This is a genomic window from Micromonospora cremea (assembly GCF_900143515.1).
In the GTDB taxonomy this organism is placed as follows: Bacteria; Actinomycetota; Actinomycetes; order Mycobacteriales; family Micromonosporaceae; genus Micromonospora; species Micromonospora cremea.
The window spans coordinates 2873899-2899486 of sequence record NZ_FSQT01000001.1; the positions used below are offsets into that span (position 1 = coordinate 2873899).

Below are 25588 nucleotides of genomic sequence, written 5' to 3' on the forward strand. Positions count from 1 at the left end.
GAAGCTCCATGAAAGGCGGGTGTCGGACTGCTGGTGACGTCCCTCCCTGCCGAATCTGTCGACCACCGGGGCGCAGAGGAATGGCTCGTCCAGATCTGGCCAACCAGACCGCCGGACGCCCCAGAAACTCTCTAGCATCCAACCCCGGTGGGCAGTGCGCATCCCTGCACGTCAGCTCGTCCTTGAACCGCCCCGGTGCTGGTGGAGGCCTCTTTAGTTCAGAGGATCTCCGTCATGCCGAAGCAGTACCCGAAGGATCTACGTGATCCTGCGGTGCGTCTACTACAAGGCCACGGCGATGCCGGCGCCGGCACGGTCGGTCGACGACGCCCGACTGAACAGGAGAAGTGCCCGCGGGCGCCAGCGCCTTGCAGACGCGGGCCTTCACCCTCCGGGCTAGTGGAGGCGCGCCAGGGCGCGCGAGAGGGTGGCTGACCACGAATCGAGCCGAACCCGGCAATTCGTCCCTTAGGTTACTGCGCAGGAGGCTGTCGAGACCGGGGGGCGACGTGGAGAGCTATCCGGCGATCGAGGATCACGGGCTCATCGGCGACCTGCAGACCGCCGCGCTGGTGACGTGCGACGGAACGATCGACTGGTTCTGCGCGCCGCGCTTCGACTCGCCGAGCATCTTCGCGGCGCTGCTGGACCGCGAGCGGGGTGGCTACTTTCGCATCGCCCCGCACGAGGTCCGGTACGTCACCAAGCAGCTCTACCTCCCTGGCACTCCGATCCTGATCACCCGGTTCATCAGCGCGGACGGCGTCGCCGAGGTAATGGACTTCATGCCGGTCACCGGCGATCGGGTCACTGACGCGCACCGTCTGGTCCGCATGGTCAACATGGTCCGGGGCAGCATGCGGTTCCGGGTGGAGTGCCGGCCCCGGTTCGACTACGCCCGGGAGAAGCACCAGCTGGAGCGCCACCGCCATGGGTACGTCTTCCGCAGCCGGTCAGCGGCGCTCACCTTCAACCCGGTGGACCCGGTGCGGCAGCTAATCACGCAGGGAGGCGACGTCCGCTTGGAAGACGGCGACCTGGTCGCGTACGCCACCCTGAACGAGGGTGACACCGGCGGGGTGGTCCTGGATACGGCCGGCACGGAGCCACGGATCATCCCTCCGGTAGAGGTCGAGGGGATGTTGGAGTGGACCCGGGACTACTGGCGGCGCTGGGTCGAGCGCTCCCGCTACACCGGGCGGTGGCGGGAGATGGTCGAGCGCTCAGCCATCACGCTGAAGCTCATGACGTACGCGCCGACCGGCGCGATGATCGCCGCGCCTACCGCCGCGCTGCCCGAGCTGGTGGGCGGCACCCGCAACTGGGACTACCGCTACACCTGGGTACGCGACACGTCGTTCTCGGTGCACGCACTGCTCGGCCTCGGCTTCACCGAGGAGGTCAGCCAGTACATGAACTGGCTGGACGAGCGGATCCGCGAGGCCGGTGACCACCAGGACCCGCTGAAGATCATGTATCGGGTGGACGGCTCCTCCGACCTACACGAGGAGACTCTCGACCACCTGGAGGGCTATCGCGGCTCGCGACCGGTGCGGATCGGCAACGGCGCCGCCGACCAGCTCCAACTCGACATCCACGGCGAGGCCCTCTATGCCATGCATCTCGCGGACGAGCAGGGCATCCGCGTCTCGCACCAGGTGTGGAAGAGCACCGTCCGACTCGTCGACTGGCTCTGTCACCACTGGGACCAGGCCGACGCCGGCATCTGGGAGAGCCGCCACCACCCCCGCAACTACACCTTCGGCCGGGTGATGTCCTGGGTCGCGCTGGACCGGGCCATCCGCCTCGCCACCCGCACCGGCCGCCCCGGCGACATCACCCGCTGGGGTGAGCAACGCAACCAGATCTACAACCAGGTCATGGCCCGCGGATACCACCGGGGACGCGGCACCTTCGTGCAGGCGTACGACGAGAACGTGCTGGACGCGGCGCTGCTCGCCATGCCGGCGGTCGGCTTCGTGACGCCGAGCGACCCCCTCTGGCAGTCCACCCTGAACGCGATCGAGCGCGAGCTGGTCTCCGACAGTCTGGTCCACCGGTACGACCCGGTCCACTCCCCCGACGGCCTTCCCGGGCACGAGGGCACCTTCAACATGTGCACGTTCTGGTACGTCGAGGCGCTGGCCCGCTCCGGTCGCCTGGACGACGCCCGGCTCACCTTCGAGAAGATGTTCACCTTCAGCAACCACCTCGGCCTGTACGCCGAGGAGATCGCCGCGACCGGTGAGCAGATCGGCAACTATCCACAGGCGTTCAGCCACCTCTCCCTGATCAACTCGGCGCTGGCGCTGAACGACCTGCTCGACGTCAAGGCCGACGCCCGGCGCCGCCAGTAGAGCGGCCTCAGCCCGAGATGGTTGCGGCCTGGATCGGATTGTCGGCCGTGTCGGTGAGCTGGACGTCACGCCCGTCGCCGGCGGGCAGCCAGGCGCCTCCCACCTGCACCTGGTCTACATCGCGCTGGATCAAGCTAGTCACCGTGGCGTGGCTGGTCTCTCCCTGGTGCTGCGCCTACGCGGATAGGTTTCCGCCGAGCCCGCCTGCCGGCGGCCCGGCACGGGTATCGTCACCCTGTCTGGGCCGGCTGCCTGGTGGGACGTCCTTGCTCCCGGCGGTGAGTTCGGCGTCGTTCGGTTGGACGGGCAGGTGGGCGCCACGTGCAGAAACACAGTCTGGACGCGCTTGCCCGCGAGCACGGCGAGCGGGCTGCGTCGTCGGGCTCCGGTCGCAGCGCGGCGACCATCTTCGGCGGGCACGAGCGGACGCTCCGGCAGACGATCATCGCACTCCGGGCCGGCGTCGAGCTGAGCGAACACGAGAACCCGGGGCAGGCTTCGGTGCTGGTGCTGCGCGGACGGGTCGAGCTGTTCGGCTCCGCGGCGAGTTGGACCGGACGCCAGGGTGACCTGCTCATCGTGCCGCAGGAGCGGCACCGCCTGGTCGCCCACGAGGACGCCGTGGTGCTGCTCACCGTGGCCAAGCTCGAGCAGTGATTCCGGGTGGGCGTCGGAGGGCTCCGTTGTCGCCAGCGCCCGCCGAAAGAACTCACGAGCCGTTCCACGGTCACCTCCGGTGGGAACCGGAACCCGACGAACGCGGACGCCGGAGGCAACCACGGTCAAGTTCGAATGGACTTCACTGCTCAGGTCTGCCTCGATCTTGCCGACGTTCAATGCAACAGAGCTCAGCTTCCAGGTGTCGTTCAGCTGGACACCTCGGCCGGCCAGAACTGGAACAGAAACGACTCCACTCCGCGTAGTTTCTCGATGCCCGATTGTGGCGTCAGGGCAGCGATTCCGGACCGCCCGGCGCTGTACGCCCGCACCTCGTATCGGCCTGCTGGGCCGATCCAAAGAACATGCGTGTCGGTTGGCTGAATCTGCGGGTAGCCGCTGTCCAGCCGGACGCGTCCCGCCTGACTGCTCTCCCACCCGTCGAGCCGGGGCGGCGCCCCGTCCCAGATCTCCAGAGTGACGAAGCCGGTCTGGCTGTGGTGGTCCGGCGTCGACGCCACGACCGCCGACGTTGATCGGCTCTGGCAGACGTTCCTACGCCGCTTCGACATCGAACACACGTTCCGCCTGTTCAAACAGACCCTAGGCTGGACCTGCCCGAAAATCCGCACCCCGCAGGCAGCCGACCGCTGGACATGGATGATCCTCGCCGCCCACACGCAGCGCCGCCTCGCCCGCGCCCTGGCCGCCGACCTGCGCCTGCCCTGGGAGACACCCGCACCACCCGAGCGTCTCTCGCCCGCCCGCGTCCGCCGAGGGTTTCGGCACCTCCGCGCGAAGGCCACGAGGCTGTCGCACAGCTTTCGATCTTCAACTGTCAAGAGGTCCTCTGTCTGGCATCGTGGTGGAAGATCTTTTTCAGGTTGTGCACCGCGCCGAGGAGTTTGATCTCGGTGTCGACGCCGGCGGTGCCGCGGTGGTGCACGCGGCGTCCGAACTGCTGGAACAGCTGGGCGAAGCCTGGTTCGACGAGGGCGTCGCGGCGGGCGTAGAGCTGCTTGCCTTCGGCGGATGCCAGCCGGGCGGCCATCTCGCGGTGGCCGGCGGGGACGTTGTGCCCGGGTGGCGTGGTCGCCCGGGTCTGCTCGTACTCCTTGGTGATCGACACCAGCAGCGGGAGATCGGCCAGGGCTGCGAAGTTCGCGGTGCTGGCATAGCCGCTGTCGGCCAGCCACGCCGCGACGTCGCCGGTCAGCCCGGCGGCTGCGCAATTGTGTTGAACACGTCTGATGACCGGGACGAGTGCGGTGGTGTCGGCGGGGTTGTCCTGCAGCTCGATCGCGAGGAGAACCTGGTTGCGTGCGCAGGCGATCTGGACGTTGTAGCCCTGCACGTATCCGCCGTGCTTGCCGAGCATGAGCCGCGACGCCGGATCGGTGAGCGAGGCCCTGGCCACTGCGGACGGGATCGGTCGCGGGTAGCGCGCACGGTGCAACGCGGCCTGCGCCCGGGCGAGGCGGGCCTGCTGAGCAACGACCTTGGTCTTGGCCTCGATACTGACCGGCGGGCGCCCGACAGCGCGCCGCCGTCCCGCGGCCTGATCCTGCAGGGTCCGGCGGACGTAGTCGGCCAGCCGCTGCTGCTGGCCGGCCGTGACCTCGGCCAGGCGCGCCTCGGCTTTCGCCACCATCCGCTGCGCGGCCTCCACCTTGATCCGGATCTCGCCCGCCGAGGGCAGCGAACGCTCGAACAGCTTGTCCCGGGCCACCCGGGCCCGTGTCACGCGATCGCTGAGCTGCGACAGCCGCCGCAGACAGCTACCTGCGGCCGTGAGCCGACGGCGCCCGTCGGCAGCCGCTTCGTCCGTGTCCTGCGCCAGCTGGACGAGTTGCGCCTCGCCGTCGGCGATGACGGTCTCCAAGGCGTCCAGGCTGCGGTTGGCTGAGCGTGCGGCGGCCGCGTGCATCGGTGAGCCGTCCACCGCCACGGCGGACAGGTCCACCAGCCCGCGCCGGGCGCACAGCGCCAGGACCTGCACGAACAGCGACTTCAGGCCCTCGCGGTGACGACACAGGAACCGCGCGACGGTGGCATGGTCGACCTGCTGGTTGCCCGTGATGATCCGGCAGCCCACATCATCGAGGCAAGCGGCCTCGATCTTGCGCGTGGAGCGCACGCCCTTGCAGTAGCAGTAGAGCACCAGGCTGAGCAGCACCTGCGGCGGATACGCCGCCGCGCCCTGGCCATCGGCACGATAGCCGCGCAGGAACCCGGACAGGTCGAACTCACCGACGATCTTCAGGACCTGCCAGCACAGATGCTGCGGCGGCAGCCACCCACGCAGGTCATGCCCGGCTGGCGCCGAGCCGTCTGGGCTGCAGGGGATGAAGTTGTAGGCCACGGCACGACATGATCGTCCACTGTGGGCGAACAAAAGCGCCAACTCTTGACAGTTGAAGATCGAAAGCTGTGCGACAGCCTCCCACCTGTCCCGCCGGCGCGCCCAAACCTTCCCGACCAGGACCGGGGCGACCACCCGACCGCCGCAACACCCACCCCACCCCGCGCTACGACGTCCACACCGCGACCACCACGAACACCAAGAAACCGGCCACGAAGAAGGCGAAATCCGCCAATCCCCGTCCACGCCGCACAGGTTAAAGATCAAGTTAGGGAACTCGAGCGGCGGATTCGGTTCCAACTGCCTACGTGTCGTGTGGGATCGCGAAGGTCTCGATGTAGTCGAGAGCGGCTTCCAGGGCGTCCCTGAGGGGGGAGATGTCCCGGGCGACTTGTGCGAGGAGCATGCCGCCCTGGAACGCGGCGAGGAGCAGGCTCGCGAGCTGCTCGGCGTCGGCCTCGTTGCTCAGACGGCCCTGCCGCTGCAGGCGGAGGAGCGCGTCGCGGAAGATCTCTCGCCACTGGGCGAACGCATCCGCAAGCTCATCGTGAACGTCGAGGTCGGTCTTGATGATCTCGCTGGCGAGCGACCCGAGGCTGCAGCCTTCGTGGTAGGCGCGTTCATACCCGATATAGAACGCTGCCCACTTCCGAAACCCCTCGAGGCTCTCGAAGCCGTCGAACTGTTCGCTGCGATGGAGCCCGAGGACGCGTTCAGCCTGCCATTCGATCACCGCCAGGACGAGGCTCTCCTTGGTCGGGAAGTAGTGGTTGATCTGCGACCCGCTGACGCCGGCGGCGCGCCGGAGCTTGTCGTTGTTCGTGGCGTGGACGCCCTCGGCGTAGATGAGCGCGGCGGCGTGCTCCAGTATCCGGGCACGCGTCGCCTGCCCCTTCTCGGTGAGCCTGCGAGGCTCTGGCGCTGCCGTCGTGGACTTCATGATTCACATCTTATCAAAAGTGGGCTTGACAGCCCAGTCTTGTGTGGTGTTGTATTCAGGGAGTGGGCTACGCAGCCCAAAACCTGACCCAGGTCGGTTACCGACCACCACCCACATGGACTGGAGTGGACTTCCCATGCCACGCCTGAACGTTCTTCCTGCCGATGAGCCCTCCGCCGACGTGCGGAGCACGCTCGACCAGGTCGGCGCGCAGTTCGGCTTCGTACCGAACATGTTCACCATGCTCGCGTCGAACCCGACCGTCCTCGATCTCGTCATGACCGTGCAGACGAAGGCGAGCAGGCTCCTGGACGCGAGGACGCGCCACACGATCGCGCTGGCCGTGTCCGAAGCCGATGGCTGCGACTACTGCCTGGCGCTGCACACGGCCGGGTCCCTGAAGGGCGGCATGTCCGTGGAGGACATCGAGCTGGCGCGGGCGGGAAGCTCGGTCGATCCGAGGCGGGCTGCGGTGGCTCGCTTCGCCCAGCGGGTGATCGAGACGCGCGGACGGGTCAGTGATGCCGACCTCGCGGCCGTCCAGGGGGCCGGGTACACCGATCCGGAGATCTTGGCGATCGTCACGCTGGTCGTCCGGGCACTGCTGACGAACTACCTCAACAACGTGAACCTGACCGACGTCGACATCCCGGCCCCCGACCTGGCATGAGCGCTTACCAGACTCGCGAGAACAGCGGCCTGACCGGTCGAACCCTCGCCCTGATCGACCGCAGTGGAAAGGAACGACGTGTCCGGTTCTGAGCTCTATGAGAGGTTCATGGCACTGCACACCCGAGAAGGGGGCCTCGTCATGCCGAACGCCTGGGATGGCGTGTCGGCATTGGTCCTGGCGGATGCCGGCTTCGAGGCCATCGGCACGTCGTCGGCGGCCCTGGCGGCCGCGCTCGGCCGCATCGACGGTCGCCACAGCATCACCCGCGACGAGCATCTCGACCACGCACAGCTGCTCGGCCGGCTCACGGGGTTGCCCGTCAACGGTGACTTCGAGGACGGCTACGGCGTCACCGCCGAGGACGTCGCCGTGACTGTGGACAGTGCCGTCGCGCACGCGCTGGCCGGCATCGGGATCGAGGACACCACCGGGAATCCCGATGACCCGATCCGCGACTTCGACGACGCGGTAGGCCGGGTTCGCAGTGCGGTCGCCGCGGCGAAGCGACGCATCGTCGTCACCGCTCGCACCGACAACTTCATCCAGGGGCGGCCTGACCTCGATGACACCATCCGACGGCTGACGGCCTTCGCCGAGGTCGGCGCCGACGTGCTCTACGCGCCGTTCCCGCCCGACCTCGAGTCCCTGGTCGCGATCGTCACCGCCGTCGCGCCGACACCCGTGAACGTTCTCATCTCACCGGCGGATCAGGTGCTGACCGTCTCTGAACTGCAGAAGGCCGGGGTCAAGCGCATCAGCCTGGGCCCTGCGCTCTACACGCATGCGATGGGTGCTCTCGAACAGGCGGCCACGGCGCTCAAGGCCGGCGACATCGCCTCGGCCACGACAGGCATCAGCTTCGACCGGGTGGGCGAACTCCTCGCCCGCAAACCCTAGCCGTATCCGACTTTCACCATCTACAACCCCTCACCTCATCACGCACAGAAAGCACGATGACATGGATCTCGACAAGCTCATGAGCAAGCACCTCAGCCGGTATTTCGACGGCAGCAAGACGATCCCGGATGAGACTCTTCAGCAGCTGCTGAGGTTCCTGCGCTCGGCTCCCACGTCGACGAACATCCAGCCGAATCACTTCTACGTCGTGTCCTCTCAGGAGGGCAAGGAGCGGCTGGCGGCCAACCTCGGCGAGCGGTTCCAGGACAACGCCGAGAAGATCCTCAACGCCTCGCACACCATCATCCTCACCACTCGGGCCGATGTGCCCGAGCACCACCTCGAAGCGGTGTTCGCCAAGGAGCGGGCCGACGGCCGGTTCGCAGATGAGGCAAAGCAGGAGCGGTGGGAATCGATGACCCGTGACTTCGTGAGCCTGCGCAAATACAGCTACAAGGACACCTACCACTGGATGGAGAAGCAGACTTACATGGTGATGGGTCTGACGATGATGGCAGCCGCCGAGCTCGGCGTCGAGGCCATGCCGCTCGAAGGCTTCGACCCGATCAGCGTGGACAAGGCCTTCAACATCCGCGCGACCGGATACACCACCACCGTGCTGCTCGCGCTCGGCTACCCCGACGAGGCGAAGCAGTACAAGACCCCGGTGTCGCGGTTCGAGCCCGAGCGTCTGTTCACCTTCGCCTGAGCGGCCCGGCCCGGGCGAACCGATCGCTAGAGGAGTTGATCAGCTATGGACGGACAGGAACTCCAGAAGGTCGCGAACGAGTACGCGACAGAGCTGCCGGACGTGACGTTCGAGCACCGTGTCGGCCCGAATTGGGAGCTGTACAAGGTGGGCGGCAAGGTCTTCATGCTCATGACCGACATGCCCGGACACCCCGTCGTGATCCTGAAGGCCGATCCGGACGAGGCCGTTGGGCTGCGCGAGCAGTACGCAGAGATCACGACCGGCTACCACATGGACAAGAAGCACTGGATCACGGCAGCAGGTGGGCCCAGCCTCGACGAGAACCTGGTGAAGGAACTCGTCACCGACTCCTACCGGCTCGTGGTCGACAAACTCCCGAAATCCAAGCGGCCCGTGGACCCGAGCACGAACCCGGCCGCCTGAAACCCGAAACACGCACGAACAGAATCAACACAGAAGGAAGAACCATGATCGGACTCGGTGTTCGAGCCGCCAACGGCGCTCTGGAGATCCTCGACCTTCCGAACCCCCGCCAGCCTGACGCGGGCGAGCTCGTCCTGGAGGTGGTCGCGGCAGGGATCGGGCCGTGGGACGCCCTGCTTCACACGGGCGGATGGGACGTCGGCCTCGTTCCGCCCGCAGCTCTGGGCGTCGAAGCCGTCGGCCGCGTCACCGCGACCGGCCCGGACGAGACCGAATTCCGCACGGGAGACCTCGTGCTGGTCCACGAGGCGCCCCTGCCAGGCCGCAGCGGCACCTGGGCAGAGCGCGTCCTAGTCCGTTCCGCGCACGTCGCACGACTGCCCGAGAACCTGGCTCCGGAGATTGCGGCGGCACTCCCGGTCGCCGGGCTCACCGCCCAGCAGGCCCTCGACGAGCTCCAGGTCGACGCCACCACCCGCCTGCTCGTCGTCGGAGCGTCCGGCCCCACCGCGTCACTGGCCGTGCAACTCGCCCACCTCCGGGGCGCCGACATCGTCGCCGGTGCCGGGCCGGCCCGCGCCGATCAGCTCCGTGCCCTCGGCGCCAGCGAGGTCATCGACACCCACGCTGACGGTTGGGCGCAGAAGAGCGATCGCCGATTCGACGCCGTCCTCATCGCCGCGACAGGCACCGCCGAGGACGCGATCGGACTGCTCACCGACGGAGGCCGCCTCACCTCCATCACCTCGGACGCACCCGACCCGATTCGCGGAATCACCACCTCGGACCTCTACGTGCAGCCCGACGGACGTGCACTCGGCGAACTCGCGGCACTCGCCGCCTCCGGCGAACTGAGACTTGACGTCCAGACGACACCAATCAAGGACGGCGCCGCGATCGCGGACCAGGTCGCGGGCGGCCGCTCTGGTGGGGTCAAGTACGTCCTCGAGTTCTGACGTCCGCGGTAGAAGGACGTTGCAAATCGTCCGAAATGATGGTGTTCGTGCGTCATGCGGGGCCAGCGCCTTCGTGACACACCGCCCTTCTCCCTGCCCCTGACCATCGACGGCGACCGCATCACCGGGCTACACGTGCTGGCCGACCTGGAACGTCTCGACGGAATCATGCATGAGTCCAGGTGCGGTCGCCCCTTCAGGGCCTCCGCAAGATCAAGGTAGGGATTTCTCGGTTCGGTCACGTGATGCCGAGAAGTGGCAGAGGTCTGCGGTGATTTCGGGCGTTGTGGCGTAGGGCTTTGGTCGCGCCAGTCTGCGCGGCGAGGGTCTGCCCCGTGTGCCGCAGGTCGTGAAAGGTCAGGTCATCCATATCTACCTTCTTCCGGGCCCGGACGAACGCCTGATACAAGCTGTCGCCCCGCAGAGGCGAACCGTCGCGGCTGACGAACAGCCGGTCTTTTTGCCCGCGTACTCATCAAGGCGGCCCGCAAGCGGGCCGCGCCGGCCCGGCCCCGGCCTGCTGGCGACCTCCGGCCGGCATCGGCCGGGCCGGCCGGCCACGCTTACGAGACACAGGATCCTGAAGACCTCGGGGCTCCGCCCCGAACCCCGACCCTCCTCAGAGATCAGGCGGCGGATCTCCTCGCCGGGCACCACAAGGGCTACCAGCCTCCCCGGACGGGGCCAAGGTCGTTCGGCTAGTGAGGCGTTCCACCTTGTCCCCGTCCGGGGAGGCTGGAAGGTCTACAACTGCCCGACGAGGAGATCCTTAGCCCGCGTGACGAGGGTTAGTGGGCCCATGGCAGTAGGTCGCCGGGGATCTGGGCGAGGTCGGGATCGGCCGCCAGGACCACTTTCGAGCCGAAGGGCCAACCCTTCGCGCCGAGCTCCTTCTCGAACAGGAAGCGCAGGAAGGTCCAGAGGTTAGAGGCTGCCACGTAGGCGATCTCGTCTGGGTCAGCGATGGCCTCGACGAAGGCGACGCACCCGGCGAGCGGCCCCCGGATCAGCAGTACGTAGGAGTTCCCGAAGCCGTCGCCGGCCACCGGGAGCCAGCCGAGCTGCAGCCAGCCGGCGTAGGTGGCCGCGCGGAATGCCATGTCTAGTGCTCTGACCACGAACGTTCAGGGTGTCGGATGACACGCCGTCCGGCCTGTCGACTGGGCGGCGTCGTGGCGGTCAGGCTGTGGCGGTGGCAGAACCCGTTCGCGTTCGGCGGCTCAGTGACCAGGAGGGTCAGCAGCTGATGAGGATCACTCGTAGAGGTACCGGCTCGCCGATCCGACTACGGCGGGCGATGGTCGTGCTCGCCTCGGCCGGTGGGAACACGGTGCCGGCGATCGCCCGTCTCGCGCAAGCCGATGAGGACACGATCCGGCAGGTCATTCACCGGTTCAACGAGATGGGGATGGCCAGCCTGGACCCTCAGTGGGCGGGTGGCCGTCCCCGCCAGATCAGTCCTGACGAGGAGCAGTTCATCGTCGAGACGGCCAACACCCGCCCCGAGAAACTGGGGCGACCGTTCACCCGCTGGAGCACCCGCAAGCTCGCCGACCACCTGCGCCTTCACTCCACCCGACGGGTTCGGATCGGGCGGGAACGGCTGCGGCAAATCCTGCACCGACACCGGATCACCTTCCAGCGGACCAAGACGTGGAAGGAGTCCACCGACCCGCACCGGGACGTCAAGCTCGCCCGGATCGAGTACGTCAGCAGCCACTTCCCCCAGCGGGTGTTCGCCTTCGACGAGTTCGGTCCCCTGGTGATCCGGCCGCAGGCCGGCACCGGGTGGGCGCCCGCGGGCCATCCGCACCGGCTGCCCGCGAACTATCACAAGCTGCACGGGGTCCGGCAGTTCCACGGCTGCTACTCCGTCGGCGACGACCAACTCTGGGGCGTCGTCCGGCGGCGCAAGAGCGCCGCGAACACCCTCGCCGCGCTCAAGTCGATCCGCGCCGCCCGCCCGGACGGGGCACCGATCTACGTGATCCTGGACAACCTGTCCGCACACAAAGGCCGCAAGATCCGGGCGTGGGCGGCCCGGAACAAGGTCGAGCTCTGCTTCACCCCGACCTACGCCTCCTGGGCCAACCCGATCGAGGCCCAGTTCGGGCCGCTACGCACCTTCGTCATCGCCGGCTCGAATCACCCGAACCACCCGGCGCTGACCCGGAAACTGCAGGCCTACCTGCGCTGGCGCAACGCCAACGCCCGCCACCCCGACGTCCTGGCCGCCCAACGCCGAGAACGCGCCCGCATCCGCAGCGAACGCCAACGACGCTGGGGCCAACCCGCCACCCGCGCAGCCTGACCCGTCAACGTCGCTCGGTTACGGCAGTAGCCCGAGACGTCCCGGCCGATGCAGCCAGGGTGCAACCCTGGGCGCCGCAGCGATAAGGACGACCGCGAGCACCGTGACGAACGCTTGCCCGATCCGGCCGAGCGTGATCCCAGCAGCGGCGTCCAGCACGTAGTTGGCATACCCGTTCGCCACCGCGTCGCTGGCGAGCAGGACGCAGCCGAGCAACAGCCCTTCAAGCCGGCGCAGCGCCAGCAGCAGCGCCGCAAGCGGGTCGAACACGGTCAGCGAGGTGAAGTACCACATCAGCCACACCGGCATGGATGGACTTGGACCACCCGGCCGGACACCGAGCACGTTGCCCAAGTGAACAATCCCGCCATACGCAAAGACACAAACGGCGGCAATCACCACAACCCGAACCCATCTGGGCACACCGGCCCACCGCCGCAGCAGCGATGTCCGTGTCGCCGCCAATGACCCCCCTCGGTCGGGCAGTGGCCGACCCATCGATGCTAACGCGACGCCCCAAGAACGTTCGCCTCGCCGGCTCCGGGCGACGACCAGCGGCATCCAGCCATGCCCGAGATGGCCGCCGCCCTGACCTCGCCGCGACACTGGCAACGTTTGTGGTCACGGCACTAGGAAGTCGGTGCCCGGGCGTGCCCCGAACAATCCGCCGGGCCCAGTCGTGTCGCCATTACACATTCGCAGCCAGGCGACGAGATCCTCGGGAATTTCGGTGCCGAGCCGGAGGGCGAGATCGCTCAGCTCCTGATCGCTGGCACCGCCGGATAGCGGTCGTTTCGGATCGCGGGGCAGGCGTGGCAACAGTTGACACACGCGGACTTGATCGGCATGTGTTGCTGCTTGGTCCGCCATGGCCGCAGCGTACCGATGTGCAGCGTCGCAATCGCTGACCCAGAAGCCACCGGGCCGTCCACGGGCCAGTAGCCGCGAGGACCAGCGGTCACGGGCGGGCATGAGAGGTAACCGGGCCAGTCACCGGGATCAAGCGTTTCGGGCATCACGGCCGGTTGAGCGCGCTCTTCCACACTGAGGTTCCCGCATTAAGACCAGGGGCGTGGCCAGGCGACGGACGAGGCGACCCATAAGTCGGGATCAGCTCTCCACGTTCCGCATGACGATGGTCTGACGGCCGCCTTCCACGCCGTAGAACCACCACGTCCCCTCTGGGGCGGGCGGAAGGCTCTCTCGGAGCAGCTGCAACACGCCCTGCCCAAGCTCGACCACCGGCGCCGTATCCACCGTGTCGCGCCGCAGCTCGATCACGTCCTCGCCAAGCACCGTCCAGCCCCTCACCTCAGAGGCTGTCACGCGCCCACGCTCACCCAGTCGCCGGTTTGCCTCCTCGATCAGCTGCATGAGCAGATCAAGTCGATCACCACGCCAGTCCTCGTCGACAAGTAAGCCAAGGTCCGTCACGACTGCACTCGCACGAAGTTGATCGACCACGTCCTCAAAGGCCGCCGAGCGCCGATCGGCCGCCATCTCCTTCGCCACCACAACGGTCTGACCGAGCAGGACAGCCAGGCTGTCGCTGAACGCCCAGAAGCCCGAGCCGTTGAACTCGACGAAGCATGTCTTACTCACAGAACCTCCTCGCACCGAAGTACCCGGCATGATCGGACGCCACTCCGCGTCAGAGCCGGATGCTACGGGCGGTGACAGGCTCGCCGGCCGTACAGCCAATCAGTACAGCCAAGCCGACCGACGAACGGCGGAGGAGAGCGCCATCGGCCGACACTCGGTGCAGGCCATCGGCGATGAGCTACGCCGGCCGACAGGGCGCTTGATCTTGCAAAGATCAAGCTAGCTGTCGGCCGACGTCGGCGACTGCTGTTGCCCTGCCCGGCTTGTCGCTTGCGGTCTCCGGTCGCAGGGGCTCGTCTACTGGCTTGGCTGTACGAATGGCTGTACCCGTCACGGGATGAGCGGCTGTCTGTCTAGTCGGCTTGATCGGCGCGCAGGATGGACACAAAGCCCTCGTTCCACTCGTCCTGGTCGACGGTGCAGCCGTTGATGTAGAAGCAGTCAGGCTCGTCGCGGAAGCCCGGTAGCTCCCTGGCCCGCTGTATCCGGTCCTCCGCTCGCGCCTGCGACGAGTACACCCCCAGAATCTTGAGATCGTCGCCGTCTTCCTCGTCCCAGGTGAGCTCGCCGACTTCGTCTCGATGCGGGGTTGGTCGCCCGTCGAGCCACCGGGCGTGGCGGACATGCCAGAGAAGGAAGACCTCCATGCAGCCGGACGCTACCCGTTGCCGCTCTGCCTCAGGGGAGCGGCATGACGAACCCCGGGCACGGCGAACCCGCTGAGGGGCGGCGCGGAGCGTCAGCTTGGAAGAGCGTGCTCAAGCGGTCGTGATGCCCGAAACGCTGGGAGCCGAAGGGTGGCCGGTTGCGTCTCGTGCCCGATCGTGACCGCTACGCGCCCCGGCTACTGGCCCACCGACGGCCCGTGACGGCCTCAGGATTAGAAGAAGATCGCGGATGGCTGGTCAGGCCGCCGCGCCCCTGATCAGCCCGTACGTGGTTGTCGGGCGTCGTCGGCCACTGCCGCTGTCCTTGGCTGTACCGATGGCTGTACGCCGGTCGGGTGCTGACCATCGTCCATAGCCTCGGCCGGACTGTCGGGCCCGGTGCAGGAGATTCCGCGACTGCTGATCGCAGGGCTTGACTCGTCAGCTGGGTCGTCGGCCGGTCCAGATCGATCTGCTGATGGGAGGCGCTGTTACCGTGCCGCCCATGTCTAGAGTGGCCCGGCTGTCTATCGGACCGATGCTGGCGGTTGGCGGTAGCGCGCTGCTCGCGGTCGGGCAGCCGTGGCTCGGCAGCCGTACCCGGGTCCTTGACTGGCATGCCTGCTTCTGCGACCCGGGCGGCGATCAGTCCAGCTGGTTCATCACCACGTTCATCACCTGGTTCCAGACCATGGCAGTCCTGGTCGGTGCGATGGTCGGACGGCTCGCGGTGCCTCGATTGACTGGCCCGGGTCGGGCGGTGACAACGGTGGCGCTGACCCTGGCGGCGGCGGTGGGCGCACTGGTCGGCATTCCTGTGGCCGTCCGGGAGGTGGCGATTGGGCGGCCACCGCCATACACCTCGCTAACCGTGGCCTCGGTACGTGAGGCCGCCATCGTCGGGCTCGCACTCGGCACCGTGGCAGCGTTCGGGGCGCTCTGGTCTGCCCGGGCGGCTGTCGGCGCCACCCTGAGCTGGGCGTGGCTGTGGCTGGTCGGGCTGGCGTCAACGTCGCACAGCGGCGGGTACACGGCCGCGCTGGGCATGCTCTACGGCTACAGCGGGAGGAGCGCCGTTGCTCGCTTGGCAGACATCATTCCGCTGGCGATCATGGCGGCGATCACCGCCGGCACCGCCTGGTGGGGGACACGACGTGGTGGGCCCAGGTTCGCGGGGATGTACGCCGCGATACTCGGGCCGTCACTCGTGCTCGCCGCCTACCTCCGTTCGGGCTTTCCTAACGACAACGCCGGGGGCATCGAGAACGCGTTCGCCCTGATGCTCATCACTATGATGGCCGCTGCGGGCGGAGCCGCCGCTGGGGCCTGGCGGGGACCCTGTCGGCATCAACTTCTTGACCCCCTGATCATCATCCTGGCGATCGCCGGCATCCTCAGCGCCGCGGGGGTTGGCGTCGCGCCGGTCGATCACGGCCCTGCTCCCTTCAGCAACCCCGTGACCGGAACCCTTGTCGTGGCAGCACTCCTCACGCTGCCCTTCCTTCCTGGCGTCGCCGACTCAGCGACCGCCAGTCGTCGAGAGCAAGTTACCTACTCTCCGCGTCCTTGAAGCGGATCTCCTCGTCGGGCAGTCGCCAGACCGTCCAGCCCTTCCAGACGGGGACCAGGTGGACGCCCTACCGGACGAACGACCTGGTCCCCGTCCGGAAGGGCTGGTAGCCCTTGCGGTGCTCGGCGAGGTGAGCCGCGGCTGACCTTGACTGGCTGCGGCTGCACGACTTGCGGCACGCCTGCGCGACGTTCCTGCTCGTCTCCGGTGCCTCGCCTCGGACCGTGATGAAGGTGCTCAGGCACAGCCAGATCGGGCTGACGATGAACACCTACGCCCATGTCCTGCCGGAGATCGAGCGGGCCGCCGTGGACGAGGCCGCAAAGCACCTCTTCGGATGACTTGGCTGTACGAATGGCTGTACGAAAGCCGTGATGATCGCTAGGACCGGGAGCGGAAAGCCGCTGACCTGCGGTAATGGTGGTGCGCCCGGCAGGATTCGAACCTGCGGCCTTGGGATTAGAAGGAGATCGCGGATGGCTGGTCGAGTGGCTGCATCCCTGGTCAGCCCGTCTGCCGTTGTCTGATGACGTCGGCGTCAGCCGGTGGTCTTGACGGTACGGATGGCTGTACAGGATCGGCTCTTCGTCAGACCCTCTCAGCCTTGACCCGCGATCGGCGCATCATGACGAGGACGATGATGGCAGCCGCCAGGAACCCGGGACCGCAGTGGACGGCAAGGACCCCCGGCAGGTCCGGCCCGCCCCAGTCATTCCGGTAGCTGGCAGGGTCCGAGAAGTCGATGATGAACAGCTCAATCACGGCCCGAACGATGAAGTACAGAGCAATGATCAGGCCGAGGACGGTCCCGATGATGGACAGAGCCCTACGCAACCTGACCTCCATTGTGAACGCAGCTGTCTGGCGGGGCTGACTCTATTGCCTGCACCCAAGCTTGGCTGTCCTGCCGAGCTCCTCGTCGGGCAGTCTCCGACCTTCCAGCCTCCCCGGACGGGGACAAGGTGGAGCGCCCGAGACCGGCGGCCCGGTCACATGGTCGCCCGGATACCTGGAGTATCAGTTCGCCTGCTCGTCCCCGCCGCCGTGGCCGGTGAGCGCCAAGGAGGTCGGCGGCGCTGCCTGGTGTCAACACCTGCTCGCCGCTCTGGCCGACCCGGCCAGCCTAGACCGCGATGACCCTGTTGAGACGCTCGGCGCGGGCTTCGATCCCGCCCGTTACCACCACGCAACCGCCGGATAGGTCAGCCGTGACCACAGTCGACACCGCGCGGCACTCGGCGAAATCCTGGACGCGCTGGTAACCCGGCCGCGGACCCTGGGCGTGGAGGGGATCGTGGTGGCACTCGTCGCGCACGCCCAGCGGCTACCCGCCAGCAATCGCCGGGAACTCGCCCGGATCGGCGCGGAACTCGCCGAGCGCTACGCACGCTGACAGCCCACCTTCGACACCGTCAGCTAGCCGGACGACGTTGCCTGACGGCAAGTTTAAGTTTTGCTTATCGGGTTGTCGATCAACGAGGGAAGCTCGGTACCTTGCCCGCATGCGACACATCAAGACCGTAATCGCCGCGCTCATCGTGGGTCCGCTGGCCTGGGTCCTGCTCGCCGCTGGACAAGGCCGGTCCCTGGGGGTGTTCGCGGATGCGCAGGACAATGGTGGTGCGCTCGACCCTAACGCTCTGCTGAAGCCGTTGCTGGTACTGGCGGCTGCTGGCCTTCTCCTCGGGCTCATCGCCACCGTCCGGATCTCCCCGATCGGCTCGGTGCTGACCGGACTTGCGTACATGGTCAGCTACGCAGGCCTGTTGTTCAGCCCGGCACGGCTGCTGGACCTACTCAGTCACCAGCTGAGCGTGGCGGGTTACCAGATTGACTTGCTCACCCCCGTACGGACCGGGACGACGCTGCTGCTGGGCTCGCTGCTCCTGGTCGGGGTCGCCAGTGTCCAGCGGTGGCGGCGCTGGCCGCAGTCGGACGCCGATGAGCCGACGAACGTTGTCCCGGACACGATCATCCCGCCGGTATCGGAACGGGACCGCCCGCTCGGCGCGGACGGGCTCGGCTCGACGAAGCAGGGTGAGGATCCGACGAAGCCGGGTAAGTCCGATGAACCGGCGCCGGCGATGGCCGGCGGTTCACGCTGGACCGATTCGCCGCGCAGCCATTCCACGAACGAGCCCTGGCAGCCAGACGCGACGCGCTGGCAGTCCCCGCCGCGGGGGACGGGCTACCCGAGCTGACCGGGAAGCCCGCGTCAACGGTTCAGGCAAGTCGGCGCAGGGCAACACCGAGCGTGGCAATGCCCGCCCTGCTGACTACGAACGCCACCCCGAAGTCTCCGAAACGGAGATCCGGGCCGCCATCGCCGGCATGACCCGCCGAATCACCCGCGACCGGGCCGCACGCTCGTCAAGCCCGCCGCACTCACCTGGACCTGATCGACAGCCTCTCAAACACGCCCTCAGAGCCGGTGGGGAATTTCGTGAGCATTGCCACAACTCCTTCTCTTGCGACAGATCGGACTCGTTAGGGTCAGCTCCTGAAGATCAGGAGGCGCACGATGTTGATGAAGCGAGGCAGGACCCGCCGATCGGCCGAGATGGCCGTGGCGATGGCAGCGGTACTGATCGGCGGCTCGGCCTGCGGCGGTGATGGGCAGCAAGCGGATGCTGGGGTTGCCTGGGAAGCGCCAACGTCGAGCGCGCCGCAAGTCAGCGCACCGGCTCGGCTCGCGGAGATCACCTCTGCTTGCAAGCTGCTGCCCGCCGAAGTAACCGTTAAGGTGCTCGGCGGGTCCGCCGACACGAAGCTGAGCGCCGAGGAACAGCCGGTCGACGAGACCGAGGCAAGGCGCAGGTACTCCTGTGCCTACGGCCGCGACGGCCAGGAAGCACTCTCCTTCATTGTGCAGGTCAATCCGGATCGGGCCGACACTGCGCGAGAGTCGATCGACGCCATCGCCAACGGCAGCGGCGCGAAGACGACCAGGATCGAAGATCTGGGTACGGACGCCGTTACCTATGAAAGCGACGGCGCTCGGGTGCTGGCCGTCGTCGTGCCCTACGAGAAGGAGCTGCGACTGCTGTTGTTCACCGGCCCAACGATCGTGCCGCAAAGCAAGCTCACCGAACTCGCCCAGCACGTCATCCCCCAGATCTGAGTGCCAGGGCACCGCTCGGACAGGACACACATCTCAGGCTGACGCCTGTCGTGCCGCCCGAGCCGAGCCGGGGACCAGGTCTGCCCGGGTGTTGACTCAGCGGCTATTCGCCCCGACCGCCAGCAGGCCCTGCGACTGCACGACGGCTCTCGGCGAAGCGTCGCTGACATCGAATGGCCCGCCTCGCCGCTTGACGCCGCCGACGCCGCGTTCGTGGCACTGACCTGCGACCCCGCGCCGATGACACTCGACCTTGACACGTTCGATCCTGACGCCGGCCTGCCCGACAAAGTCATGACCCTTTTGGCGCTGCGGGACTGGCTCCTGGCACACCCGCGCGCCTTCGCCGCGCGACGAGGTGTGGCGGGAGCTGATTCGCCACGCCCGGCTTGACGGACCGGCGTAGGTGATCGCCGCGGTCGGCATCGCAATGCCGGCCCTGCGCCGCTACGCCAACCACCTGTGCGCGGGCTATGGCGGCGACCCCGACGACGTCGGCGCGGAGGTCCTTCCGGGTTCCTGGCCGCCCTACGGGACCGGGTCGACCTGGCCCGCGACGCTCCCTACGCGGCGCTGCGCCGGGCGGCGTTCCGGGCCGGCTACACCCTGCGCCAGCAGGCCGGCGAGTACACGTCGGTGGATAACGTCGAGCATGTCACCGGTCCTCGTACCCCCGCCGTGCCCTACGGGCACCCGGACTTGCTCGTGCGACGGGCGGTCGGGCTGGGCATCCTGGACCGGGAGGACGTGAGCAGCCCTACATCGACGTCCGGCTCGGGCGGCGTGCGATCGAACCCGTCGCCGGCCGCCTCGGCGTCACCGTCGACCCGTTGCGCATGCGGCTGGGACGCATCGACGCTCGCCTCGCCGAGGCCCTCACGGCAGGACTGCTGACCGGCGGGACCAGCCAGCAGGCGGCTGACGAGCTCACCCATCAAGCCGTGCACCGCTTGGCCACCCGCACTGGCCTTGCAGCGGCACGAAGGTGGCACCATTCCTGACCCTGGACGGCGACCCTGACCCGGAGATCGAGTACGGCGAGCCGCCTGGGTTGGCCGGTGCGGGGTTGTCGCTCCGCTCCCCCGATCTGCTGCGCCACTTCTGGCCGAATGCGGGTCCCCACCCTCAGACCGCGGGGCGGACGGCAAGCGGTTCAAGCTATAGCCTGCTGCCGGTGTGGCGACGACAGAGATCATGGGATGCGGTCGACTGGAGCTCGGTGCAGCACGCGTATGGGCAAGCGGTGGAGGTGCCTGACCTGCTGGGCCGGCTGCGCTCGCGCGACAGGGAGGCCCGCCGCAGTGCCTACCAGGGGCTGTTCGACCTCCTGGTGCACCAGGGCTCAAGGTACGAGGCAAGCGCAGTAGCGACGCCGTTCCTGGTCGAGATCGTCGCTGATCCCAAGGCACCGGACCGCTTCGCCGCCTGTCAAGTGCTGGCGGCCATCGCGGTAGGGGATGAAAGTTCTTGGCTGATCGACCGCCCTGACGTGGCGAAGGCGCGACGCGAGGTGGAGCGCCAGGCCCATCTCACCCGAGCTCAGTTGGAACAGAAGCAGGCCGATTGGGCGGCAGCGGGAAGTACTGACCACGAGCGCCGGGCCCGAGCGCGCCGCAACGAGTTCTCCGACGTGGAAAGCGACCGCGACGCCGCGCGCTGGCAGATCGCGGCGTACGACGCGGCGCGGGCCGGCGTGCCCGCGTACCTCGCCGCCCTGGCGTCTCCCGAGACCCCGGTACGGCTGCACGCCGCCCACCTGCTGGCCTGGTTCCCCGAAGAACGGGAGTCGATCGCGCCGGCCCTGGCCCACCTGATCGGCGCCGAACCGCAGCCCATGGTCACAGCGGCCGCCTCCGTGGCCGCGGGACTCTGCGGCGGCGCCGACGACCCTGAGCTGGTCAACGCGCTGTCAGCCCGCCGCGGCAGCGACAACCGGGGAGAGCGCTGGTCGGTGGTACTGGGGCTGGCACGTCTGGTGTCGCGCCCCGACCGGCCGCTGATCGAGGAGCTGTACGCCTGCCTGTTCGGAGCCGTCGGCCCGGTCCCGTACTGGCCGATGCTTAACGGTGACATGGCGACGTTCGCCGCACTCACCATCCGAGACCTCGACCCGGCAGTCGCCCCAGACCGGGTGCAAACCCTTGTCGACCGGCTGAACGCACCGGCTGACGACACCGATCGCTACCTGCTGCTGCGTGCCGCCCTCGACACCGCCTTCCTCACCGGCCCGATAGCGGACGGCACCGCCTTCACCGACCTGGACGCCGATCAGCGCACCGCCGTCGCCGGACTGCAGCACAGCGGAATCCTGAACGACGGCGCGATGGTCAGCATGCTCCTGGACGCCTACAACCTGCCCCGCGACGAGGCGGCGATGACCCGGTGGTGTGACAGCGACTCCGATCATGAGTCCGGCTGCGCCCCCGGTTCGCAGGCCTGACACTGCTGGAGCTGGCCGTCATTCGACGATAACGTCAACGCCCTTGTTGGGCTGGTGCTGCGCGGCGCTGTTCATCGCGGCATGACATGAGAGAACGGCACGGGCCAACTTACCGCCACGCCCCTCACCAGCCCAACGCCGAACAGGAGCACACCGAGGATGCGAAGTCGGCTCTCACCGGCCAAGCCAACCATCGCTCTGCAACTTCGCTAGGAGGCACAACCGCGCGGATCGCGTCAGAAGAGTGCTTCACGAGCGGGTAGCCGATACCGTTCCGCCTCATGGATGGCCACTGGCGCGAGCCGGATCGTCACGCGCCGTTGACCGGTGTGCAGGCTGCTGACGTCGTTCGGAGCCGAATCGGCCAGGGAAGGCTCGAAACGTGGTTCGAGCACGACCGAGGACGACTGCTCGCTGTCGTTAGCGACGGCACCCGCGCCTCGGTCATGCTGCTGGATGAACCGAGCGACCCCGGTGAGCACGCCATCGACCCGACCGGGACCGGTCAACAGGACGGGTTCGTCCTCAGCAACGGGCAGCACGACGCATACAGCGACCGCGACACTGTTCCGCTTGGGCAAGCGCTCGCGATCGTGGAACACATCGTCGATCACGGTCACCCGCCGGCCAGCGTCGGCTGGCAGGTCGACCGGTAGCTACCAGCGGTTCGATCGATCATCGGAAAGAGAGGGCATCGCGCCGTTCACGATGCAGCTCAGCGCGGGCACGCCCGTGGCGCGTCGTGGCACCCCCCCGGTGCGTGCGGTGCCGAGGTGGTGTCAGGCGGTCCAGCGGTTTGGACGCCGGCCAGGAGACCATGTTTACCAGTACGTTTCGTCGTCCCATGGCTCGAAATCGATAAACTCCAGCGGATCGTCGAGTTTGTCCAGGCGGGGAAGTCCCTCCGTGGCGAATTGTCCACGCAGCCACTCCAACAGGGTGTCCGTCAGGTTGCTAGGCAGTGGCGGCCCTTGGTCGGCATGACGGGGTGAGACGATCAGCGGCCACTTGTCAGGGTCCCCCTCGGTCAGCCATCCAAACTGATCGCCGTCAATCGAGTTCGCGAAGGGTAGGAAGCCTCCAGGTTCAGGCCAGACAGGCAGTGGGTGGTACTGGGGAAAGTCCGCGCGAAGGCTGCGGTACCCGTCTAGTGCCTGCGCGGCGTGGTAAGCGAACCCGCGGCCATTGGTCCGCAATGGCGTGACGAAGCTCAGCCACTTCGACCAGCAGCCGGCCCCGTAGCGGTCCATCAGAGCCACGTACTCAGCGGGCAGCCGCGTGCCTAGCTCCTCGAACAGTTCCTCCCAGGTGCCGCCGCCGAGGTAGGGAGCCGCAGGCGGTGGCACCAGCAGGCTCAGCGCCTCCAGCCCGATACCCTCAGTGAGCGCGGCCCGCCGCTGCGCCTCGGGTACCACCTCCGGCCGGGGCGCGGGCGGGGTCCATGGGCCGGCGTCGTTTAGGAAAGCTGTCCGCCGCGCGGTCGCCGGCAGCGGCCCAATCCTCCCGCCGCCGGGCAGCGGAAGCCCGGTGCGAACGGCTGCGGACAGCGTGTCCAGCAACGGCATGTCGTAGCTGTGCCATGGCTTGACGCTCTGGCAGACGGCATCCTGATGGAAGACAACCACAGGCCACCGGTCCGGATCTTCAGACGCTGCGGTCTCCCAGAACAGGTAGCTCGCCGACCGTGTCATCCCCCAGGCGAGCAAGCCACCAGGCGCGGGATGCAAAGCCGGAGGCTCATACGGCGGGGCCTCCCGAGAGGAGATGCGGCAGTGTCGGTGGGTGTCCCGCAGCCAGGTGGCGTAGTCAAAACGCCCCTCTTGGACACAGGGAGTGTGCAACCAGACGAACTCACCGATGTCGAGCGGCCCGTATGCGGAAGCCACTGACTTGTAGTCGCCGGGCAGGGGAAGACCGAGCCAGGACTCCACCGCGTCCCAGTCGACGGGGACAGGGACGGCCGACGGCGGGCCGAAAATCGCGGCGAAGGACGACGTATCCACGAGCGGATTGTGGCATCGGCCCCGTCAGGTTTGCACGGCCACCTTTTCCCGCCAGGTACCGACAGCGGCTCGTCGGATGTTGGATGGCCCAGCAAGTGCACCGGCGTGCGGGGTGCACCGGCGACTCTCACCGGGTCAGGCCGCGCCCATGCCGCTGCGACAACGCCGTCGGCGCAGGACCAGAGGCTCACTACGGAGGGGAGCCCGCCCGGCGCCTTGTCCGCCGCTGATCTCCGAGGGAAGGCCGGGGTTCGGGGCGGAGCCCCGAGATCGTGCCTGGTGAGGGGTCCCGCGCTGTGCCACCCGATTGGTCGCGTGCTGTTACTCGGCTGCTGCTGAGATCAGGTCAACAACGCCATTGCCAACGAAGAGTAAGCCGACGAGCATGAGCCCAATCCCCCAGATGTACCGGCCGAGGGCCATCCCGCCGTGGCGCTTCATCTCCTCCGGGGCCACCTCGCGGCCTTCCACCAAGCGAGCCATCCAGCGAGTCGATGAACTCCGCGCGATCCGACTGGCGTGCTCGTCCGCGACACCGAAGAGGTTCGCTACCCAGACGAGGCCGACGAACCCAAGGAGCAGGCCGAATCCGATGAGGCCAAGAGCCTGCTGGATGTGCAAGGGCATGACGACTCCAAAGTGGGCGAACGCCTTCGGTAAGCCAGGGTAGCCGGGGGTTCTGGGGCAGCCGTCTCGGTGCACGGGCGAGGAGATCCCGCCCGGCGTACGCTCCGTCCTGATCTCCGAGGAAGGGCCGGGTTCGGGGCAGCGCCCCGGGTCGTTCATGCTTGGCGCTAGTGTCCTGAGTCGTTGGAAGCTTTATTGATCCGGGCGCAGTAGTTGGCGAGGTTGTCGAGGATCTGGTCGGCGGTTTTGGTCCAGACAAAGGGTTTCGGGTCGTCGTTCCATGCCGCGATCCAGGCGTTGACGTCGTCTTCGAGGGCTTTGACGCTGCGGTGCGTGCAGCGGCGGAGCTTGCGGTTGGTCAGTTCAGCGAACCAGCGTTCGACCAGGTTGAGCCAGCTGCCGGAGGTTGGTGTGAAGTGCAGGTGGAAGCGGGGATGTGCAGCCAGCCAGGTGCGGATCGCCGGGGTCTTGTGGGTGGCGTAGTTGTCGCAGATCAGGTGCAGGTCCAACTCGGGCGGCGTGCTGGCGTCGATGGTCTTGAGCAAGCGCAGGAACTCCTGATGGCGGTGCCGACGCTGGTGCTGGCCGATCACCTTGCCGGTGGCGATGTCCAGCGCGGTGAACAGGCTCGTGGTGCCGTGCCGCACGTAGTCGTGGGTGCGGCGCTCAGGCGCACCCGGCATCATCGGCAGCATCGGCGCGGTGCGATCGAGGGCCTGCATCTGGGATTTCTCGTCGACTGCGAGGACCATCGCCTTGTTCGGCGGATCGAGGTACAGCCCGACCACGTCACGAACCTTGTCGATGAACAACGGATCGGTGGACAGCTTCCAGGTGTCAACCAGGTGCGGTTTGAGCCCGAACGCCCGCCAGATCCGCGACACGGCCGTCTGGTTGAGCCCGGCCGCCTTCGCCATCGACCGGGTCGACCAGTGGCTATCCCGGTTGGACGGCGCCTCTTCGAGGGTCTTGACGATGACCGCCTCGACCTGCGCGTCGGTAATCTTCCGCGGCGCGCCAGGACGAGGCTCGTCCTGCAGCCCTGCCAGTCGCTGCGTGATGAACCGCTTGCGCCACTTACCAACCGTCGGCAGCGACGCCCCGAGCTGCCGTGATACCTCGCTGTTGGACAGGCCATCCGCGCACGCCAACACGATCCGCGCCCGTAACGCCAACGCCTGCGCCGTCTTTCCACGACGAGCCCAGCCCTGCAACACGTCCCGCTCCTCAGCGGTCAACGCCAGCAACGCCAACTTCGGACCACGACCATCACCCACGCCATCAATCTAG

Annotated in this window: 28 protein-coding genes and 2 pseudogenes; 16 read left to right on the plus strand and 14 right to left on the minus strand. The window is 67.6% G+C overall.

Annotation, left to right across the window (positions count from 1 at the left end; all coding sequences use genetic code 11):
• Positions 1–509 precede the first annotated feature (509 nt).
• On the plus strand, positions 510–2357 hold the full coding sequence (locus tag BUS84_RS13195) for a glycoside hydrolase family 15 protein (protein ID WP_074311747.1): 1848 nt from the start codon (positions 510–512) through the stop codon (positions 2355–2357).
• Between the two features lie 7 nt (positions 2358–2364).
• Here the strand turns inward: BUS84_RS13195 and BUS84_RS40665 are convergent, their stop codons facing one another.
• Positions 2365–2490 carry a hypothetical protein gene (locus tag BUS84_RS40665; RefSeq protein ID WP_280175118.1) on the minus strand — a complete coding sequence of 42 codons (126 nt, stop codon included), beginning with the start codon at positions 2488–2490 and terminating at the stop codon, positions 2365–2367.
• A 188-nt stretch (positions 2491–2678) separates the two neighbouring features.
• Here BUS84_RS40665 and BUS84_RS13200 point away from each other — a divergent pair, with 188 nt between their 5' ends.
• Entirely contained in the window at positions 2679–3014 is a 336-nt protein-coding gene (locus tag BUS84_RS13200) for a cupin domain-containing protein (protein WP_074311749.1), read from the plus strand.
• A gap of 209 nt (positions 3015–3223) precedes the next feature.
• Here the strand turns inward: BUS84_RS13200 and BUS84_RS37505 are convergent, their stop codons facing one another.
• Positions 3224–3535 carry a hypothetical protein gene (locus BUS84_RS37505; RefSeq protein WP_143728355.1) on the minus strand — a complete coding sequence of 104 codons (312 nt, stop codon included), beginning with the start codon at positions 3533–3535 and terminating at the stop codon, positions 3224–3226.
• Between BUS84_RS37505 and BUS84_RS40900 the strand changes: the two are divergent.
• Positions 3498–3821 (plus strand): annotated as a pseudogene (locus BUS84_RS40900) (NF041680 family putative transposase); the annotation flags it as partial. The gene BUS84_RS37505 and the pseudogene BUS84_RS40900 sit on opposite strands and share 38 nt — an antisense overlap.
• Positions 3822–3852: 31 nt before the next feature.
• On the opposite strand, the gene BUS84_RS13210 reads toward BUS84_RS40900, so the two are convergent.
• The gene (locus tag BUS84_RS13210) at positions 3853–5376 is read right to left on the minus strand and encodes a transposase (RefSeq protein ID WP_074311751.1); all 1524 of its coding nucleotides are present in this window, start codon (positions 5374–5376) and stop codon (positions 3853–3855) included.
• A gap of 304 nt (positions 5377–5680) precedes the next feature.
• Positions 5681–6316 carry a TetR/AcrR family transcriptional regulator gene (locus BUS84_RS13215; RefSeq protein WP_074311753.1) on the minus strand — a complete coding sequence of 212 codons (636 nt, stop codon included), beginning with the start codon at positions 6314–6316 and terminating at the stop codon, positions 5681–5683.
• A gap of 232 nt (positions 6317–6548) precedes the next feature.
• Here BUS84_RS13215 and BUS84_RS13220 point away from each other — a divergent pair, with 232 nt between their 5' ends.
• From BUS84_RS13220 to BUS84_RS13240, 5 genes are all read left to right on the plus strand, one after another.
• Positions 6549–6986, plus strand: a complete 438-nt coding sequence (locus BUS84_RS13220) for a carboxymuconolactone decarboxylase family protein (RefSeq protein ID WP_208869608.1) — start codon at positions 6549–6551, stop codon at positions 6984–6986.
• Between the two features lie 108 nt (positions 6987–7094).
• On the plus strand, positions 7095–7886 hold the full coding sequence (locus tag BUS84_RS13225) for an isocitrate lyase/PEP mutase family protein (protein WP_244298514.1): 792 nt from the start codon (positions 7095–7097) through the stop codon (positions 7884–7886).
• 61 nt (positions 7887–7947) lie between these two features.
• On the plus strand, positions 7948–8595 hold the full coding sequence (locus BUS84_RS13230) for a nitroreductase family protein (RefSeq protein ID WP_074311759.1): 648 nt from the start codon (positions 7948–7950) through the stop codon (positions 8593–8595).
• A 45-nt stretch (positions 8596–8640) separates the two neighbouring features.
• On the plus strand, positions 8641–9021 hold the full coding sequence (locus tag BUS84_RS13235) for an MmcQ/YjbR family DNA-binding protein (RefSeq protein WP_074311761.1): 381 nt from the start codon (positions 8641–8643) through the stop codon (positions 9019–9021).
• Positions 9022–9065: 44 nt separating this feature from the next.
• Positions 9066–9977 (plus strand): NADP-dependent oxidoreductase, encoded by a 912-nt coding sequence (locus BUS84_RS13240; protein WP_074311763.1) that lies wholly within the window; start codon positions 9066–9068, stop codon positions 9975–9977.
• A gap of 238 nt (positions 9978–10215) precedes the next feature.
• Here BUS84_RS13240 and BUS84_RS41250 read toward each other — a convergent pair whose 3' ends face one another.
• Positions 10216–10428: a hypothetical protein gene (locus BUS84_RS41250; protein ID WP_143728417.1), complete on the minus strand. Its 213-nt coding sequence runs from the start codon at positions 10426–10428 to the stop codon at positions 10216–10218.
• Positions 10429–10765: 337 nt separating this feature from the next.
• A complete protein-coding gene (locus tag BUS84_RS13245; protein WP_074311765.1) occupies positions 10766–11077 on the minus strand; it encodes a hypothetical protein in 312 nt (103 codons plus the stop codon).
• A gap of 92 nt (positions 11078–11169) precedes the next feature.
• Here BUS84_RS13245 and BUS84_RS13250 point away from each other — a divergent pair, with 92 nt between their 5' ends.
• Positions 11170–12288 (plus strand): IS630 family transposase, encoded by a 1119-nt coding sequence (locus tag BUS84_RS13250; RefSeq protein ID WP_342197856.1) that lies wholly within the window; start codon positions 11170–11172, stop codon positions 12286–12288.
• An 18-nt stretch (positions 12289–12306) separates the two neighbouring features.
• On the opposite strand, the gene BUS84_RS13255 is transcribed toward BUS84_RS13250, so the two are convergent.
• The 4 genes from BUS84_RS13255 to BUS84_RS13265 form a co-directional block, all read right to left on the minus strand.
• Positions 12307–12597: a hypothetical protein gene (locus tag BUS84_RS13255; protein ID WP_244298516.1), complete on the minus strand. Its 291-nt coding sequence runs from the start codon at positions 12595–12597 to the stop codon at positions 12307–12309.
• 312 nt (positions 12598–12909) lie between these two features.
• A complete protein-coding gene (locus tag BUS84_RS37520; protein WP_143728356.1) occupies positions 12910–13158 on the minus strand; it encodes an SMI1/KNR4 family protein in 249 nt (82 codons plus the stop codon).
• Positions 13159–13398: 240 nt separating this feature from the next.
• Positions 13399–13890 carry a hypothetical protein gene (locus BUS84_RS13260; protein WP_074311769.1) on the minus strand — a complete coding sequence of 164 codons (492 nt, stop codon included), beginning with the start codon at positions 13888–13890 and terminating at the stop codon, positions 13399–13401.
• 353 nt (positions 13891–14243) lie between these two features.
• Positions 14244–14537, minus strand: a complete 294-nt coding sequence (locus BUS84_RS13265) for a DUF7336 domain-containing protein (protein ID WP_074311771.1) — start codon at positions 14535–14537, stop codon at positions 14244–14246.
• Between the two features lie 433 nt (positions 14538–14970).
• Between BUS84_RS13265 and BUS84_RS13270 the strand changes: the two genes are divergently transcribed.
• The gene (locus BUS84_RS13270) at positions 14971–16107 is read left to right on the plus strand and encodes a hypothetical protein (RefSeq protein ID WP_143728357.1); all 1137 of its coding nucleotides are present in this window, start codon (positions 14971–14973) and stop codon (positions 16105–16107) included.
• A 161-nt stretch (positions 16108–16268) separates the two neighbouring features.
• Entirely contained in the window at positions 16269–16448 is a 180-nt protein-coding gene (locus tag BUS84_RS40670) for a tyrosine-type recombinase/integrase (protein ID WP_280175132.1), read from the plus strand.
• Between the two features lie 247 nt (positions 16449–16695).
• Here BUS84_RS40670 and BUS84_RS38220 read toward each other — a convergent pair whose 3' ends face one another.
• Positions 16696–16869, minus strand: a complete 174-nt coding sequence (locus BUS84_RS38220) for a hypothetical protein (protein ID WP_159451019.1) — start codon at positions 16867–16869, stop codon at positions 16696–16698.
• Between the two features lie 740 nt (positions 16870–17609).
• Here BUS84_RS38220 and BUS84_RS13285 point away from each other — a divergent pair.
• The 5 genes and pseudogenes from BUS84_RS13285 (at position 17610) to BUS84_RS13305 (ending at position 22324) form a co-directional block, all read left to right on the plus strand.
• On the plus strand, positions 17610–18308 hold the full coding sequence (locus tag BUS84_RS13285; protein ID WP_074311778.1) for a hypothetical protein: 699 nt from the start codon (positions 17610–17612) through the stop codon (positions 18306–18308).
• A gap of 320 nt (positions 18309–18628) precedes the next feature.
• Positions 18629–19228 carry a hypothetical protein gene (locus BUS84_RS13290; protein WP_143728358.1) on the plus strand — a complete coding sequence of 200 codons (600 nt, stop codon included), beginning with the start codon at positions 18629–18631 and terminating at the stop codon, positions 19226–19228.
• A 240-nt stretch (positions 19229–19468) separates the two neighbouring features.
• A pseudogene (locus tag BUS84_RS36645) lies at positions 19469–20229 on the plus strand (hypothetical protein).
• A 65-nt stretch (positions 20230–20294) separates the two neighbouring features.
• Positions 20295–21668 carry a HEAT repeat domain-containing protein gene (locus tag BUS84_RS13300; protein WP_159451020.1) on the plus strand — a complete coding sequence of 458 codons (1374 nt, stop codon included), beginning with the start codon at positions 20295–20297 and terminating at the stop codon, positions 21666–21668.
• Positions 21669–21949: 281 nt separating this feature from the next.
• Positions 21950–22324: a hypothetical protein gene (locus tag BUS84_RS13305; protein ID WP_074311784.1), complete on the plus strand. Its 375-nt coding sequence runs from the start codon at positions 21950–21952 to the stop codon at positions 22322–22324.
• A gap of 165 nt (positions 22325–22489) precedes the next feature.
• On the opposite strand, the gene BUS84_RS13310 is transcribed toward BUS84_RS13305, so the two are convergent.
• The 3 genes from BUS84_RS13310 to BUS84_RS13320 form a co-directional block, all read right to left on the minus strand.
• Positions 22490–23671, minus strand: a complete 1182-nt coding sequence (locus tag BUS84_RS13310) for an SMI1/KNR4 family protein (RefSeq protein WP_074311786.1) — start codon at positions 23669–23671, stop codon at positions 22490–22492.
• Positions 23672–23992: 321 nt separating this feature from the next.
• Complete coding sequence (locus BUS84_RS13315; protein WP_074311788.1) at positions 23993–24298, minus strand: hypothetical protein; 306 nt, start codon at positions 24296–24298, stop codon at positions 23993–23995.
• 167 nt (positions 24299–24465) lie between these two features.
• Entirely contained in the window at positions 24466–25575 is a 1110-nt protein-coding gene (locus BUS84_RS13320) for an IS630 family transposase (protein ID WP_143728360.1), read from the minus strand.
• Between the last annotated feature and the right edge of the window lie 13 nt (positions 25576–25588).

What these genes read in the sequence shown, in the direction of transcription:
- BUS84_RS13285 (WP_074311778.1), top strand. Translation starts at nt 17,610, where the DNA reads ATGCGACACATCAAGACCGTAATCGCCGCGCTCATCGTGGGTCCGCTG.
- BUS84_RS13230 (WP_074311759.1), top strand. Translation starts at nt 7,948, where the DNA reads ATGGATCTCGACAAGCTCATGAGCAAGCACCTCAGCCGGTATTTCGAC.
- BUS84_RS13220 (WP_208869608.1), top strand. Translation starts at nt 6,549, where the DNA reads ATGTTCACCATGCTCGCGTCGAACCCGACCGTCCTCGATCTCGTCATG.
- BUS84_RS13225 (WP_244298514.1), top strand. Translation starts at nt 7,095, where the DNA reads ATGGCACTGCACACCCGAGAAGGGGGCCTCGTCATGCCGAACGCCTGG.
- BUS84_RS13235 (WP_074311761.1), top strand. Translation starts at nt 8,641, where the DNA reads ATGGACGGACAGGAACTCCAGAAGGTCGCGAACGAGTACGCGACAGAG.
- BUS84_RS13240 (WP_074311763.1), top strand. Translation starts at nt 9,066, where the DNA reads ATGATCGGACTCGGTGTTCGAGCCGCCAACGGCGCTCTGGAGATCCTC.
- BUS84_RS13305 (WP_074311784.1), top strand. Translation starts at nt 21,950, where the DNA reads ATGGATGGCCACTGGCGCGAGCCGGATCGTCACGCGCCGTTGACCGGT.
- BUS84_RS13290 (WP_143728358.1), top strand. Translation starts at nt 18,629, where the DNA reads ATGTTGATGAAGCGAGGCAGGACCCGCCGATCGGCCGAGATGGCCGTG.
- BUS84_RS13265 (WP_074311771.1), bottom strand. Translation starts at nt 14,537, where the DNA reads ATGGAGGTCTTCCTTCTCTGGCATGTCCGCCACGCCCGGTGGCTCGAC.
- BUS84_RS37520 (WP_143728356.1), bottom strand. Translation starts at nt 13,158, where the DNA reads ATGGCGGACCAAGCAGCAACACATGCCGATCAAGTCCGCGTGTGTCAA.
- BUS84_RS13315 (WP_074311788.1), bottom strand. Translation starts at nt 24,298, where the DNA reads ATGCCCTTGCACATCCAGCAGGCTCTTGGCCTCATCGGATTCGGCCTG.
- BUS84_RS13215 (WP_074311753.1), bottom strand. Translation starts at nt 6,316, where the DNA reads ATGAAGTCCACGACGGCAGCGCCAGAGCCTCGCAGGCTCACCGAGAAG.
- BUS84_RS13255 (WP_244298516.1), bottom strand. Translation starts at nt 12,597, where the DNA reads ATGCCGGTGTGGCTGATGTGGTACTTCACCTCGCTGACCGTGTTCGAC.
- BUS84_RS13245 (WP_074311765.1), bottom strand. Translation starts at nt 11,077, where the DNA reads ATGGCATTCCGCGCGGCCACCTACGCCGGCTGGCTGCAGCTCGGCTGG.